The sequence below is a fragment of the Mycobacterium sp. pUA109 genome (assembly GCF_041287095.1).
In the GTDB taxonomy this organism is placed as follows: domain Bacteria; phylum Actinomycetota; class Actinomycetes; order Mycobacteriales; family Mycobacteriaceae; genus Mycobacterium.
In genome coordinates, this window is record NZ_JBGGKS010000011.1 from 82,553 (window position 1) to 96,335 (window position 13,783).

14 protein-coding genes and 1 pseudogene are annotated in these 13,783 nt (G+C 66.2%); 5 read left to right on the top strand and 10 right to left on the bottom strand.

Annotated elements, in window-relative coordinates:
* Positions 1-9 precede the first annotated feature (9 nt).
* From ACAG26_RS14355 to ACAG26_RS14380, 6 genes and pseudogenes are all read right to left on the bottom strand, one after another.
* Positions 10-888: an ABC transporter permease gene (locus tag ACAG26_RS14355; RefSeq protein ID WP_370483241.1), complete on the bottom strand. Its 879-nt coding sequence runs from the start codon at positions 886-888 to the stop codon at positions 10-12.
* Positions 888-1,817, bottom strand: coding sequence for an ABC transporter permease (locus ACAG26_RS14360; protein WP_370483243.1), 930 nt, complete (start codon positions 1,815-1,817; stop codon positions 888-890). The genes ACAG26_RS14355 and ACAG26_RS14360 overlap by 1 nt, the downstream gene beginning before the upstream one ends.
* A gap of 482 nt (positions 1,818-2,299) precedes the next feature.
* Positions 2,300-2,719 carry a hypothetical protein gene (locus ACAG26_RS14365; protein ID WP_370483244.1) on the bottom strand — a complete coding sequence of 140 codons (420 nt, stop codon included), beginning with the start codon at positions 2,717-2,719 and terminating at the stop codon, positions 2,300-2,302.
* A 355-nt stretch (positions 2,720-3,074) separates the two neighbouring features.
* Positions 3,075-4,085: pseudogene (locus ACAG26_RS14370) on the bottom strand (alpha/beta hydrolase); the annotation flags it as partial.
* Positions 4,086-4,107: 22 nt separating this feature from the next.
* A complete protein-coding gene (locus tag ACAG26_RS14375; protein WP_370483247.1) occupies positions 4,108-4,362 on the bottom strand; it encodes a hypothetical protein in 255 nt (84 codons plus the stop codon).
* Between the two features lie 148 nt (positions 4,363-4,510).
* On the bottom strand, positions 4,511-4,696 hold the full coding sequence (locus tag ACAG26_RS14380; protein ID WP_370483249.1) for a hypothetical protein: 186 nt from the start codon (positions 4,694-4,696) through the stop codon (positions 4,511-4,513).
* A gap of 295 nt (positions 4,697-4,991) precedes the next feature.
* Here ACAG26_RS14380 and ACAG26_RS14385 point away from each other — a divergent pair, with 295 nt between their 5' ends.
* Positions 4,992-5,606, top strand: coding sequence for a TetR/AcrR family transcriptional regulator (locus ACAG26_RS14385; RefSeq protein ID WP_370483251.1), 615 nt, complete (start codon positions 4,992-4,994; stop codon positions 5,604-5,606).
* Positions 5,607-5,642: 36 nt separating this feature from the next.
* Here ACAG26_RS14385 and ACAG26_RS14390 read toward each other — a convergent pair whose 3' ends face one another.
* Positions 5,643-6,932, bottom strand: a complete 1,290-nt coding sequence (locus tag ACAG26_RS14390; protein WP_370483252.1) for a DUF2786 domain-containing protein — start codon at positions 6,930-6,932, stop codon at positions 5,643-5,645.
* 94 nt (positions 6,933-7,026) lie between these two features.
* Between ACAG26_RS14390 and ACAG26_RS14395 the strand changes: the two genes are divergently transcribed.
* From ACAG26_RS14395 to ACAG26_RS14405, 3 genes are all read left to right on the top strand, one after another.
* Complete coding sequence (locus ACAG26_RS14395) at positions 7,027-8,562, top strand: serine hydrolase domain-containing protein (RefSeq protein ID WP_370483436.1); 1,536 nt, start codon at positions 7,027-7,029, stop codon at positions 8,560-8,562.
* 152 nt (positions 8,563-8,714) lie between these two features.
* Positions 8,715-9,344 carry a cutinase family protein gene (locus ACAG26_RS14400; protein ID WP_370483254.1) on the top strand — a complete coding sequence of 210 codons (630 nt, stop codon included), beginning with the start codon at positions 8,715-8,717 and terminating at the stop codon, positions 9,342-9,344.
* Positions 9,345-9,422: 78 nt separating this feature from the next.
* The gene (locus tag ACAG26_RS14405; protein WP_370483256.1) at positions 9,423-10,229 is read left to right on the top strand and encodes a DUF1906 domain-containing protein; all 807 of its coding nucleotides are present in this window, start codon (positions 9,423-9,425) and stop codon (positions 10,227-10,229) included.
* A 25-nt stretch (positions 10,230-10,254) separates the two neighbouring features.
* On the opposite strand, the gene ACAG26_RS14410 is transcribed toward ACAG26_RS14405, so the two are convergent.
* From ACAG26_RS14410 to ACAG26_RS14420, 3 genes are read right to left on the bottom strand one after another with little or no spacing between them, the layout of a single operon-like run.
* On the bottom strand, positions 10,255-11,319 hold the full coding sequence (locus ACAG26_RS14410; protein ID WP_370483258.1) for a hypothetical protein: 1,065 nt from the start codon (positions 11,317-11,319) through the stop codon (positions 10,255-10,257).
* Positions 11,319-12,464, bottom strand: coding sequence for a sulfotransferase (locus tag ACAG26_RS14415; RefSeq protein ID WP_370483260.1), 1,146 nt, complete (start codon positions 12,462-12,464; stop codon positions 11,319-11,321). Before ACAG26_RS14415 ends, ACAG26_RS14410 begins: the two co-directional genes overlap by 1 nt.
* Before the next feature lie 3 nt (positions 12,465-12,467).
* Entirely contained in the window at positions 12,468-12,686 is a 219-nt protein-coding gene (locus tag ACAG26_RS14420; protein ID WP_370483262.1) for a hypothetical protein, read from the bottom strand.
* 26 nt (positions 12,687-12,712) lie between these two features.
* Here ACAG26_RS14420 and ACAG26_RS14425 point away from each other — a divergent pair, with 26 nt between their 5' ends.
* The gene (locus tag ACAG26_RS14425) at positions 12,713-13,768 is read left to right on the top strand and encodes a LysR family transcriptional regulator (protein WP_370483264.1); all 1,056 of its coding nucleotides are present in this window, start codon (positions 12,713-12,715) and stop codon (positions 13,766-13,768) included.
* Positions 13,769-13,783: the final 15 nt, after the last annotated feature.

Below are 13,783 nucleotides of genomic sequence, written 5' to 3' on the forward strand. Positions count from 1 at the left end.
ACCGAGGCCCTAACCGGTGAACACAAACGTCGGTTTCAGGCCCCACAGCATCACTGTGAGGACGAAGTCCAGCACCATGATCGCCACCAGGCTCGCACGAACGGCGCGTCCGGAGGCCACGCCCACACCGACCGGGCCACCGGAGGCGAAATAACCGTAGTAGCAATGGATTATCATCACCGCCGCGCAGAACACCGTCGCCTTCAACGTGGAGTACATGAGATCGGTCGGCGACAAGAATTGAACGAAATAGTGTTGATAGGTCCCGGTTGCGGCACCGTAGATCGCGGTGATCATCGCATTGGACACAAAGAAACTGACCAGGAGCGTCAGCGCAAATCCCGGGATCACGATCAGCAACGCGCCGATGAAACGCGTCCCCACCACGTATGGAAGCGCCCGCAGGCCCATGGCCTCGGTGGCGTCAATCTCCTCAGCGATGCGCATTGACCCGATCTCGGCGGTCGTTCGGCAGCCGGCCTGGGCGGCGAACGCAATTCCGGCGACCAGGGGGGCCATTTCCCTGATGTTGGCCAACCCACCCACGATCCCCGACAGCGCGCCAAAACCCAACAGGTTCAAGGTGGCCCAGGCCTCGATGGCGATCGACGCGCCAATCGAAATGCCGAGGATCATCAGGACGCTGACCACGCCGCCATCGACTACCAGGGATCCGCGGCCAAAGGACAGGCTGATGGTGCGGGCCAGGATCTCTTTGCGGTAGTGCTTGACGGTGACCGGCACGTAGTAGAGGACCTGACCCGTAAACAGCAGGGCTCCGCCCAACGTGTGCAGGGGTGCTTGGAGCGCCTCGACGATCCGCTCGACGAATCGGAACTGGTCGAAATACTGCGACGGCGCCGACGGCGCCATTGCCTCGTCGGTCACTATGCCACCGCCATGGGGAAGAACATCGCCTGCACCTGCGTGATCACCAGATTCGCGAGGACAATCCCGACCACGTTCACGACGACGGCCGCGTTCACCGCATCGGCGACACCACGGGGTCCACCCCTGGCCTCAACACCTTTCAGCGATGACACGATTCCCACGATCGCCGCGAACACGACCGCCTTGCCGACGGCGAACCAGACATCGACCATCTTGGCGAATGCACCAAACGACGCCCAGAAGCTTCCGCTGGTGACGTCGCTGACCGTGATCGCCAAGGCAAACGAAGCGATCACCGCCGAGGCCAATATGACGGCCATTAGTACCGGAGCCAGGAGTATCAAAGCGACGAACCGCGGCACGACCAAACTACGGACAGGGTCGACGCCCATCACCCGATACGCGTCGAGCTCTTCACGAATCGCGCGGGCGCCGAGGTCGGATGCGATCGCCGATGCCGCGGCGCCGCCCATCAGCAGGCCCGCGGTCAGTGGCGCCCCCTGCCGGACCACACCGACGCCGCTGGCCGCGCCCACGATCGATGCGGCTCCCACCTGGTTAATCAGCCCCGAGGACTGGACGGCCACCATCCCCCCGAAGGGAATCGCCATCAACAGTGCGGGCAACGCGGTGACCTTGTACAGCGCCCAGCATTGCTGGATCGTCTCGCCGGCCGGAAACCGCAGGGACAGCGAATCCTGGACGACGCCCCGAATGACCGCGGCCGCCATCAGGACTCCCCGGCCAGTGGTCTTGGTGCTTTCCACCGGCGTCGACGCCAGTCGCTGGACAACCGCGGGTAGACGACGGCGGCTCGCGGTGACCGGCAGCGCTTCCCGGTGGAGCCCACCAGTGGGGCTTACCACCGGTGCTTCTCGCTCCAGTGCCGGCGAACGCGGAGGTTCACCGGTTTGCGTGGCTGTCATCTGTTTGCTGACTCATTCCTGTTATGCGGGACCCGAGACGCGGCCGCCGATGTGAGGCACCGCCGACATCCGGCACCACTGTGATCGCCATCTCAGTAGCTTGGGGAATCTTACACCACGGCATTGTCAGATTGGCAAGGGTTTTCCCACAGCACAGGCGCGGCCCAATCTCGCCGTATGGGGTCGCCCCCTGCACTTCTAGCTGTGGTTCGACGATGATTGCCGACTTCCCCCGGCGGATTGGTGCGCACCGGACGAGTGGGCCGATCTCCATCGGAGCCCTGGCGGGCAGCTGGGGGCTGCGGGCAGCTGTCGGTAGGAACGGGGCGCTCCACAAGGAGTCGGAGCCCCGGCACCGTTGGCCGCTCAGGGCTTGCGGATGAGTCGCGGTAGTTTGCTGAGAGTCGCGGGCCAAGCGCTGATCACCCCTGGGAGGGGGACGGCGTGGGGCGCGGATTTGCACGGGTCGGGCTGGTCGTGGGTTAGTCGCCGGCCAACAAGATCGCCGCCGTGGTGTTGCCGGTCTTGGGGTCGGTCACCACGTCGGCGCCATACCGGTTGTAGGTGCAATCGGGAATGGCCTCCCACCCAAACAGCGTGGCACCGTGGATGGCTCGTTGCTGGCCGTCTTCTCGGCTGGCGTCCGCGAAACCGGCTAACAACTTGGCCTTACCGGCGGGGTAGGACAACCGTTTCAACATCGGCATCGGATCCTCCATGGGCTGGAACCGTGCAATCCCCTGGACGTAGTGCTGCGTCTCGAGGTTGGCGCGCTGGGCAACCCCGTCAAGTACCGGATCGGCGCGCAATGCGGGACAACTCCCCCGTTTCGCCGCGATCGCCGACCTGAGGTCCGCGGTCGGCTCTGCGGACGAGAGGGGCGCCAGCACCGTGGCGGTCACCGTGGCAGCAACCACAGCCCACCACCGGCGTCTAGCGGGATTTGTCCTGCGCAACTTTTCCCCTGACTGGTCACGGCAACCGATAATCACGAACCTCGCGCGTCCAGTCGCACCCTGAAACCGCCTCGGCAATGGCAAGACGTCGATATGTGACGCAATCGATAGTCGATTGATAGATTGATCTAGACCATAGGCGCGTGGCTCCACCTCGTCAACCCCTCTGTTGCCGTGGGTTTCCCGCGCCACCTTGTTGAGCCCGCCTCGATCAGCGCGCCGCGCAATCAGCGGCGGTGTCGCCAATTGCGTTGGGTACGAGTCGACACGGTGGGTGTTCGCCGGTCCCCATGGTTTGTGGTGTGACCGCGCGGATGTACTCACCGATCTGCCGCAGTGAGCGGTCGGCCTCAGGCACCAGCGGTGCCGTGAGCTGGAAGTCGTGAATCTGACCCGGCCAGATGCGTACCTCGACCGGCACGCCCACCGCCGTCAGCTTGGCGGCGGCCAATTGCGCATCGTGCAGCAGCGCCTCCGACCCGGAAACGTGGATCAATGTTTGCGGCAGCCCGGGTTCGATGCAGTCGAGCGGCTCGTGGAGTTCTTCGGGCTTGCCATCAATGCTCTGCTTGGCGGAGGCACCGGCAACCACCGCGACCAGCGCGTCGAAGGCCCTGGGCGGGAACATCGCATCGGTCTTGATGTTGGGATGCGCCTGCTTGGCTTCCTTGGCCAGCTGCAGCAACGGTGAGATCGCGACCAACGCCGCCGGCTCTTCGCCGTCCTCTTGTAGCCGCTGCGCCAAGGTGAGGGCGAGGTAGCCACCCGCGGAATCGCCGGCCAGCACGATCTGCTCCGGTTCGTATCCGCGTTGTCGCAGCCAGTAGTAGGCCTCATAACAGTCGTCGAGGGCCATTCCGACCGAATGTTTGGGAATCAGCCGGTAATTGACCACCAACACCGGCGAGTCGGCATATCGCGAGATCGAGGTGACCATCCGGCCATGCGAGTTCACTCCGCAACTCAAGAAGGCGCCACCGTGCATGTAGAGCACCACCCGTCGGGTGCCGTCCGCGGGCGGCACGCCGGGCGCTCTGACCAGCTGCGCGGTGGCTGCCGGCAACGTCACCGTCGTCCGGACTGCGCTGGGGGTGGGAAGCACGGCGCCGCAGGCGAATTCGATGCCGCCAAACGGCCAGGGAAAATGCGGCATACGGCTGCCCAGCGCCAAAGCGGGCCTAATCGTCAGCCTCGACACGCTGGCCACGAACCGGCCGGCGATACTGGCCCCGGCGGCCTCGACCGTCGTCACGCAAACGTCGTCCTGGCGTGAGCAGCACCGATCTACCTGCTCTATCGGAGCCGTAGTCATGCTGCGAGCCTTTCGGACTGTCTCATTGGTTCGCCGCCCTCAGGTACAGGCCGGCGATGAGTTGGAGCCACCGGTAGACGTCTCGTTGCGTAGGCAACTGGATGCGGCGCGGGATCGCGGCGGCCTGCGACCGGTCCACGGCGTCGACAATCCGCTTAGTGACGTACACCAGCCAATAGGAACGGTCGACGGGTTTGAACGCGCCGCAGATCTCTGCCCGGTCCGTCCCGAAAACGCTGATCCGTTGAGCGCCGTCGTCATCGATGGTGGTGATCACGGCCGCCGCTCCTGTGATCGTCCGGATTGCAGCCGGGTTGGTTCCTACGTCGGTGACTGTGCCAACGCGTTGGCCTTCGCGAACTGTGTCGCCGATATCGAATTGCATGTTGCTGCCTCCAAGGCTGTCTGTCTGCTACCCCGGGCGTCTAGGTGGCCGATCCGCGTCGATGCTTGATCTCGGCGATGAAGCGCGCGCCGTCGTCGTCGACTACGTCCCACGAGGACGGTCCGCGCCACTGCGTGGTGCCCAGCCCGTGGACGATGCGGCGGGCATCCTCTTCGGAACGGATGTTCGCGATCCGCCGCCCGTCACTAGTGATGAGAGTCCACATGGCGACGGCCGATCGTTGGGGTCTTCACAACTCGGCGCTGCGCGCCTGCTAGCGCCGAGCGCACCCCCGGAGCGCCGGTCCCTCGCAAGTGACTGGTCGTCATGGTGGCGGCTCCCCCTTCTTGGTGGCCCGACAAGTCAGAACGTCCGGGTGTGACGTTGTGACGTTTTACGTAATGTGTCAGTTGACTCCTGTAGATCAGATATGTCAAGGCCATAGCGGCAAATAAGTGGCCTGGACGCACAACTAGTTACAGAATGACGAAAAATGTCCAGCGTATGACTAAGATGGGGGCATGCCTCGAGGAGCCCGTAACCGGTCGACCGCGTCCGCGGCGGCGGACGATCCGCGCGATCGGATCCTGGCTGGCGCTGAGCGCTGCATTGACCGCCACGGCGTCCGAAAGACCACCATGGAGGACATCGCCTCCGAGGTGGGTATGTCACGACCCGGCGTCTACCGCTATTTCAGTGATCGCGACGACCTGCTCGTCGAGCTACTCACTCGGCACGCCCGAGTCCTGCGCGACCGCACCCACAAGTTCATCTCCCGACAGGCCGGCCTCCAGGACCAGATCGTGGAGGGACTTCTCTATACCGTCAGCGAGGCCCGCCTCGATCCCGTGATGCGACATGTGGTCCACCCCGAGGGCTCCGGTTTCGGTCGACGCATCGTCGAATCGCGGATGTTGGAGATGATGACCGCGGAATTCTTCGACCCGTTCCTGGACGTCGCCTACGTCAACAACGAACTGCCGCGTGACCTACCACGGTCGGATGTCTATCTCTGGTTGACCAGCCTGGGTCTGATGCTGATGCGCGGGCTCGAGGACGGCGACGCGGACGTGCCGCGCTATCGGTCCATACTGCGAAGCTTCGTCGCTCCGGCGTTCGCCGGTACACAGAAATAGGCGCGCTACCGGTACGGGTCAGGCTGCGGCCTCCGTTTAGCCCGCTATCGATCCCCGGGTATCGAGCACTGCCATGTCCGCCGCTGCGCGGCCGGCACCCCAGCCGGCACCGTTGGACACTGTTACCGAGCGCGGCACCGTCGACGGAAACAGCCGTCCGGTGAGTTCATCGGTCGCCCGACTGTTGGCCGCCAGCACGGGAAGCAGTCGGGCGTCGCGCTTGACCTCGGCGGTGACCGACGCACTCGCGTCGTCGAGCCGTTCGCCGATGCGTTGGGCGTAGGCGACCAGAAACGACTGGCGAAATGACCGGGACCGTGCTGGCGCACCGCCGCCGCGTCCGGCGCTGAGCATGGCTCGGTTAGCCTGCACGAGCAGCGATGTGGTGAGCAGCTCGACCAGGTTGAGGTCGGTTTCGCCGCCGATGACGGTGACGAACCCAAGGCGCTCCGCCCACACCGCGCGGCAACGATTGGCTTGGCTCACCACTTGCACCAAGCCCACCTTGGCGGCGGCGTAGGGGTTGTCGATCCAGATCCGTCGCGCGGCAGCGGCCGGCTTGCGGCCACGGTCATGGTCAGCCAGCGCTTCTTTCAGTGCGTACCGGCTCATCAGGTCTTGCGCCTTGGCCGAAAGCGCCTCCGCTTCGTCGGGGAACTCGGTGGCTTCGGCTTTTGCCAGCAGAGCACGCACCCTACTGAGCGCCTTTTCGCCATCATCGCTGACCGCCGTTGCCGTGTGCCGGTACGCACCGGGCAGCGGCAGGAGCAGCTCCAGCACGGGGAGTCGGCCGAGAAAATTCAGCAGTTTGACGACGAGAGTCACGGCCTCGCGCTGGTCGACGGCGTTTGACGCCGCCCACCCCCACATCTGTGGCGATGGTGTGCTTGCGCCGACGGTGGCCGCGAGCCCGGCGATGTCGGCACGCCAGTGCGGGTGCAGTGTCGCGGCCGCGTACCGCCGAGACTCTCCGACGATGGCCTCGTCGAGGTACCGGACCTCGGCTGGCTTCAGTTTGCGACAGGCGATTTCGTGCAAGTCGGACGGTTGCCAGCCGTGCTCCCACGCCGCCCTGATGGCCTCGTTCACGGCGAGGTCGGCCGCAACGTCGAGCTCGCGCGCGAAGCCCCGATACTCGCCGAGCAGTTCGGCGGCGCGACGCGGCACTTGGTCGGCAGAACACGAAGCGGCCGTGCTCAATGCCACGACGAGGCGTTCGAGGAACAGCGCGCGGTCCGGCCCCGGATCAAAGTCGACGCGCTCTTGCTTAGCCCGGCGCCGATTCTTGTGTTTGGCTGCCCGCTTCTCCCGATTGCGTCTGCTCATGCGCCGCAGTCTTCCGAAGGGGTCTGACATGTCAGGGCAGGCGCGCCGACCCGCCCGGCAGCTCCCATGTATCCGGTCTCCGGCTACCGTCGACCTGGTGACGGTAGCCAGATCGCGCGTCACCCGGGCCTGCGCCGTTGGCAGCGTCGTGCTTGCTGTTGCGGCGCCCCTTTCGTGTGGCCGCCCGGAGCGCCCAGCCCCCGACACCAGCGCTTCGACCAGCACCGCGCCGACCAGCACCGCGCCAGTCGTGCCTCGTGCCGACGCGCCCTACCTGCCTCGCGAAGAGCTGGTGGCGCCCGTCTCCCAGCTCATGAATGACGCGATTGCGGCGCCCCGGCTGCCGGGTGCGGTGGTTCAGATCGGGCACGCCGGCGAGATCGTCTTCAGGCAGGCCTTTGGCGCCCGCAAGCTCGCCGACGAACCAGGGCTCGACGGATCGCCCGCACCCGCCGAGCCGATGACCGAGGACACGATCTTCGACCTGGCGTCGTTGACGAAAATCCTTGCGACGACCACTGCGGTGCTGCAGCTCTACGAACAAGGCCGCATTCAAATCGACGATTCCGTCCAGACCTACCTGCCGGAGTTCAACGCGGCGAACGACCCCCAGCGTGCCCAGGTGACGCTACGCATGTTGCTCACCCACACGTCGGGCATTGGCGGCGACCTGAGCCACCAGGGCCCGTGGGGCCTGACGCAGGCGGACAAAGGAGATGGCATCCATCGGGCGCTCACCGCGCCGTTGGAGTTGGGCCCCGGCCAGACGTTTCATTATTCCGACATCGGCTTCATTATCCTCGGCGCGCTGGTCGAGAAGATCGCCGGCCAGCCGTTGGATAGTTACGTCCAGGACAAGGTCTTCGCGCCGTTGGGCATGACCGACACCCGTTTTCTTCCCGCAGCCAAAGCGTGTGGTCCGCACCAGATCCGCGGTACGGCCATCGCGTTCGACAACGCCGCATCCGCGGCCGCCGCATGTCCGACGGGTACGTGGAGCACCGATCTGTTGGTCCGGATCGCGCCGACGGCGCATGACGAAGACACGCCGGGGATCAACCCCGACTACGACCACCTGCTTCGCGGCACCGTGCACGATCCGACGGCACGCCGCATGGGCGGGGTGGCCGGCAGCGCCGGGGTGTTCTCGACGGCGCACGACGTCGGCAGGTACGCGCAGGCCCTGCTCGACCGGCTGGCCGGGCGCCCGAGCCCCTTTCCGCTGCGGCGATCGACGCTGGAATTGATGACGACACCACAGCAGCCCGGCCACGACCCCGCACAACTCGCGGCGGCGAACGCCGCCACCCGGGACGCGTCCGCGACCACACCCAACCCGACCGATCCTCTGCTCGCTGCGAGCTATCCGGCAATAGCTGGACAAAACCTGCGCGGCTTCGGCTGGGACATCGATACGCCGCACTCCCGGCCGCGCGGCAGGGTCTTTCCCATCGGCAGCTTCGGCCACACCGGCTTCACCGGCGTGACGGTGTGGATCGACCCCGGGTCCGACACCTACGTGATCGTCCTCGCGAACGTGATCCATCAGCGTGGCGGGCCACCCATCGCGGGGCTCAGCGGCGATGTGGCCACGGTGACCGGCCAGGCCCTTCACCTCTACGACGCCTGATGCCGCTTGGCCCGTGTTGTCAGAGTGGCAGACGTGACAGTTGGGTATAGTTCATCAGGGTGTCGGCCGGGTCCGGAGCGAGCAGAGCGACGCCTGTGGGCAGCGCCGTTCGTCGCAGGTGCGATCGGGTAGGCGCAGCCGGCCGCCTGGCGGTGGTGGTCGCCGCGGTCGCGATCACGCCGGGAACGATCGCGGCTCCCGTCGCGTCATCCGCGCCATCCTGCTCTGACATCGAAGTCGTCTTCGCGCGCGGCACCGATGAACCGGCGGGTATCGGCGTCGTCGGGCAATCCTTCGTCGACACGCTGCGCCCGATGGTGAAAGGCAAGACGCTCGCCAGTTATGCCGTGCAGTACCCCGCGTCGTGGGATTTCGCCAAGGCTGCCGCCGGAGCCACCGACATGAGTCGGCGCGTGCAGGCGGTCGCCGAACAATGCCCCAAAACCGGAATCGTGTTGGGTGGCTACTCGCAGGGTGCGGCCGTGGTTGACGTCGTCACCACCGCACCGATCGGCGCCGTCGGCTACACGGCTCCGCTGCCGGCGGCCGTGGTTCCGCACGTCGCCTCGGTCGTCGTCTTCGGCAACCCCTCGGCGCGCATCGGCCAGCCGCTGACCCGGATGAGCCCGGTCTTTGGTTCGCGGACCGCCGACCTGTGCGCGCCCAACGACCCGGTCTGTTCCACGGGTACGGATTTCAACGCCCATGTTCGCTATCCGCAATCCGGGCTGGTGAAGCTTGGGGCGCAGTGGACCGCCCGCCACGTCAACGCGCGCGGCTAACCTCCGGCTGATACTCGGGTTGCGTCCGCACGGCGCGTGCAACACTGTTAACAACAGCCTCATTGTTAACATCATCCGATGCAGGACTCCCCGGGGACTCACGGCCCTCGGCCAGCACGCCCGCTTTCCCGGCGTGACGTGCTGCGGTACGCATCGGCGGCGGCGCTGGCCGGGCTGGGTGCGGCCGCGGCGGGTGTCGGCGCGCCCCCGGCCTCGGCCGCCGCTCCCACGCTGATCGATTACGCCGCGCGCCAAATTCCGGCGCAGGACATCCGCGCCGCCGGCCATGCCGGGGTGATCAACTACGTGTCGATGTCGCGGCCCGGCTCGTCCTTCGGCGCCAAACCGATCACCCGTCCCTACGCTCAGTCACTGGCCGCTGCCGGGCTGGTGATCGTGAGCAACTACCAGTACGGCAAGCCGGGCGGGACGGCGCCGTCGGACTTCACGCGCGGGTACGCCGGCGGCGTGGCCGATGCGCGCACCGCCTGGCAGCTGCACACCGCGGCCGGTGGCGGCCGCAGCGCACCGATCTTCTTCAGCGTCGACGACGACATCGACCGCCACACGTGGGAAACCGTGGCGCTGCAGTGGTTCCGGGGGATCAACTCCGTGCTGGGCGTGCAGCGCACCGGCGTCTACGGGGGCATCAACGTGTGCCAGTGGGCGGCTGCCGATGGTGTCATCGGGAACTCGGGCACGCCCGGCCACCGGTGGGCCTGGCAGACCCGGTCCTGGTCTCGCGGTCAACGCGACCCCGCCGCGGTTCTCTACCAGCGCGTGGTGAGCACCGCGTCGAACCCCGGCCCGGTGGTCGGCGGGCTCGAGGTGGACGTTAACGACGTCCTGGCCCAGGATTGCGGGCAGTGGAACCTGCATCCGTGAGGTCGTGCTGCACATCAAACTGCTGCTACCCCCGGGCAAGCTGGTCGAGTGGGTTGGAGCGTTCCAACATCCCGTAGGTTTCCTCGCCGTCCCAGCGGTATCGCACACCGGCCTGTTGCAGCGCCGGGAAGCTCGGCATCTCCTGTTTGAGAGCGTGCATGGAGTACATGTCGTCGTCGTGGTGGATGTCGTGGGTGGAGAACACCGTCTCGCCCTCGATGTGCACGGTGCCGGCGGCGGTTTCCAGCACCACCGACACATCCTCGCCGAGCGCTCGCAGGCGGGTCAGCCACGGCGCCCGCACCGCGCGAGCCGCAATGAGTTCACCGTCACCGGTGAAGAGGAAACCCTCGTTGAAGGTAGGTGCACCGTCGGCCCGTGGCGGATAGGCGATGTAGCCGAACGCCTTGCCGCTCGGAAAGACCGCCGATTGCCAGCAGTGGCCCCAGAACCCGGCCAGTTTGCGCACCCCCTGGCGGCGGATCCGCAGTCCGCTGCCGGTGAAGGGCTGGCGTTGACCGTCGACTGTAACCGAACCGGTGGCGCGGTAGAGCTGTTCGTAGCGGGGTCCGCCCATCAGCTTGCCCTCGACCGATGTCTTGAGCCGCTGGCCGGCGTCGGAGTGCAGGCTGCCCTGCACCCACGGTGGGACCGCCATGGTGGCCTCGACTTCGAACTCGATGTCGACCAGGGGGCCGCCCTTGCGGCCTTCGACCAGATCCTGCGATGACGTCTGTTGCGCCTTGCCGGCGTAGGTCATGGTCCACACCGAAAACGGCTCGACACAACGGAACGCCAGCCCGCCCGCACCCAGCACGGTCGGCTTGCCCTCGGGCCCGGTGGCGGGCAGCGAGGGGCCGTTGGTCCGCAATCGGTACACCCGCCCGTCCGGGTAAGCGATATTGACCTGGATGTCGTGGCTGTCCCAGTTGGCCGCGACCGCCTCGATGCCGATGCGCGGCAGGCCAACCTCCCCGCGATCATCGACGGTCCAAAAGCTCACCGAGTCCCGCATCTCCGGGTCATCAGGTCGTTGCTCAAATACATACTCACGGCCCGGATCGATGCCGCCGGTCAGGTCAATTGCCATCAGGTCTCCTGCTTCTGGTTGTGGGTGGTCCAGCGGGCGGCCGCGTCCACGTACTCGGCGAACAGCGGCCGCACCCGGTCTAGGTCGATACCGAATTTGGTCGGGGCAGCCCGGTGGCTCGGTTCCCGCTCAGCGGCCGCGGCGGTCCACCAACTTTGCATTCGCGCCGCGAACTCGTCGGTAACCGATTCCGCAAGCCAACGATAGAGTCCGGTCACCTCGCCCAGCGGATCGTCCTGCCTGGCGCGAAAATCGATGTCGTAGAAGCGATCATCGGCGCCCGCGGCGCGGAACTGCAGTGCTCGTTGCATGCCCAGCGACCAGTGCTCGACGTTCAGCCGGCCGATCAAGGGCAGGTCGACGTCGTCGCTGAACGACCCGATGATGTCGGCGTACAGTTCCGCTACCGACAAGATCACGTCCGTCGGGTCGCGGTGCGTCATGACGTAACGGGCATCGGGGAACGCGGCGTCGACCGCCTGCAACCACAGCACGTGCGACGGGCACTTCAGCCGCCACCGGCGGGCGGGCTCGCCCCATTGCAGCAGCTTCATCACCCGACGTTGGTAGCGCATCGTCGACGACAGATCCGCTTCCTCGACCAACCATCGGGAATAGGTCGGGACTTGGGCCAGCGACTGGAAGATGTGTGATTTGAAGTCGAGCGCCATCAACTCGTGGCACTCCATCGGGCCGTGGGCGTCGGTGGGCACATGATGCCGCGTGCCGATCATCTCGCCCTTGCCGGGCGGGATGCGGGGGTCCACGCCCTGCACGGTCGACGGCGGCGGGCACGGTTGCGTCGATTCCCACTTGCGCAAATACCGCACCCGCGGGTCCTGGGCCAGCAGCATCGACAGCGCGGTGGATCCGGTGCGGGGCAGGCCGATTCCAACGACGGGAGCGTCGATGGGAACGTTGTCGATTTCGGGGTGGCGCCGGTACCAGTCCTCGACCTGCAGACGTTGGCCCAGGTACCCGACGATACGTTGCCCGACAAACGCCTCACCGCGGGCGTTGAGCCGCGCCTCGTCACGCAGCGAGGTCAACAGAATCTCCAGACCTTCCCGGTACGAGTCGCCGCCCGAGTCGGTCAAACCTGTTGCTGCGGTGGCGGCGTCGTGAACTTCCTGGACCGTGAACACTGCTCAGCCCAACCACTGTCCGCCGGCGACGTCGATGGTCTGGCCGCACATGTAGCTGGTGGGCAGGTTGTCGAGGTTTAGTGCCCCGAGCGCGGACTGTTCGTCCTGGACGGTCACGGTGGATACCTCTCGCTCTTCGACGTCGCTGTCTGTTGCGCTGACACTAAGGCGGTCGAGACGGCGCAAGCCAATATCAATTTCGGCGTTCAGCCATGCCGCCACGGCATGGCTGCTATACCTGGGGGCCGATGGACACGCACCGGCTGAAGTACTTTTTGCGTATCGCCGACGAGGGCTCGATCAGTCGGGCGGCGGCGGTGCTGGGCATTGCCCAGCCGGCGCTCAGTCGCCAGGTCCGTCAGCTCGAAGAAGAACTGGGCGTGGCCTTATTCCGGCGGACCGCCCGCGGCGTGGAACTTACCGATGAAGGTGAGCAGCTGCGTGCATCGACCGCTGCGCCCCTGCGCCAGCTGGAGTTAGCGATGCAGTGGGTCGGGTCGCCGTGGGGGCGGGTCGAACGCGCGCTATCGGTAGGCATGCCCGCGCCCGTGGCCAGCGTGCTCGCCGCACCGCTGATGACCCGCCTGAAAGGCGTCTTTCCGAAGGTGAATATCCGTGTCACGGTCGCTGATTCGGTACATCTGGTGGAGAAGATGCTCAAAGATGACCTCGACTTCGCTGTACTGCACGGCCCACCGCCGGACGAGCGCTTGTTCTACCGCGACATCGTGGCCGAGCATCCGGTACTGGTCGGTGGACCCGACAGCGATCTGGATCCCGCCCGTCCCGTCGCGTTCACCGCCCTGGCCGACCTGCCGCTGGTGCTCCCAACGATGCAACCCGGACTCAACTACACCATCCAGAACACCGCGCTGCGTCGAAAGATCACGATTGACAGCCAGTTCGAGACCGACTCCCTGCAGGTGTCGAAGAGCGTTATCGAGACGGGTCGGGCCTACGGCATCCTGCCGCTGGCGGCGTGCCGTCGTGAGGTCGACGATGGCCGGCTGAGATACGCGCCGCTATGCGATCCGGTCATCACCCAACACATCGGCCTGGCGGTGCGACCGCAGGCCGCGCTGCCGCGCGGCTTCGTCACCCGCTTCGGCGAGATGGTGCGCAACGAGGCCGCGGAGCTTGTCCGGCGCGGCGTGTGGCCCGCCGATCTGCTCGCGGCCGGCGAGTGGCGTCCCGCCGATCTGCTCGCGGCCGGCGAGTGGCGTGATGAACCGCGCGCCCAGGCAGAATCGGTATGCCTCCCGCCACAGGGTATGCCGCAGCGCAGTTTTGGTGCGCCGGATTGAGGGCGCTGTCCCAGT

Coding starts and splice junctions, on each gene's coding strand:
- ACAG26_RS14390 (WP_370483252.1), bottom strand. CDS start 6,932: ATGAGCAGACGCAATCGGGAGAAGCGGGCAGCCAAACACAAGAATCGG.
- ACAG26_RS14360 (WP_370483243.1), bottom strand. CDS start 1,817: ATGACAGCCACGCAAACCGGTGAACCTCCGCGTTCGCCGGCACTGGAG.
- ACAG26_RS14425 (WP_370483264.1), top strand. CDS start 12,713: ATGGACACGCACCGGCTGAAGTACTTTTTGCGTATCGCCGACGAGGGC.
- ACAG26_RS14380 (WP_370483249.1), bottom strand. CDS start 4,696: ATGTGGACTCTCATCACTAGTGACGGGCGGCGGATCGCGAACATCCGT.
- ACAG26_RS14385 (WP_370483251.1), top strand. CDS start 4,992: ATGCCTCGAGGAGCCCGTAACCGGTCGACCGCGTCCGCGGCGGCGGAC.
- ACAG26_RS14405 (WP_370483256.1), top strand. CDS start 9,423: ATGCAGGACTCCCCGGGGACTCACGGCCCTCGGCCAGCACGCCCGCTT.
- ACAG26_RS14410 (WP_370483258.1), bottom strand. CDS start 11,319: ATGGCAATTGACCTGACCGGCGGCATCGATCCGGGCCGTGAGTATGTA.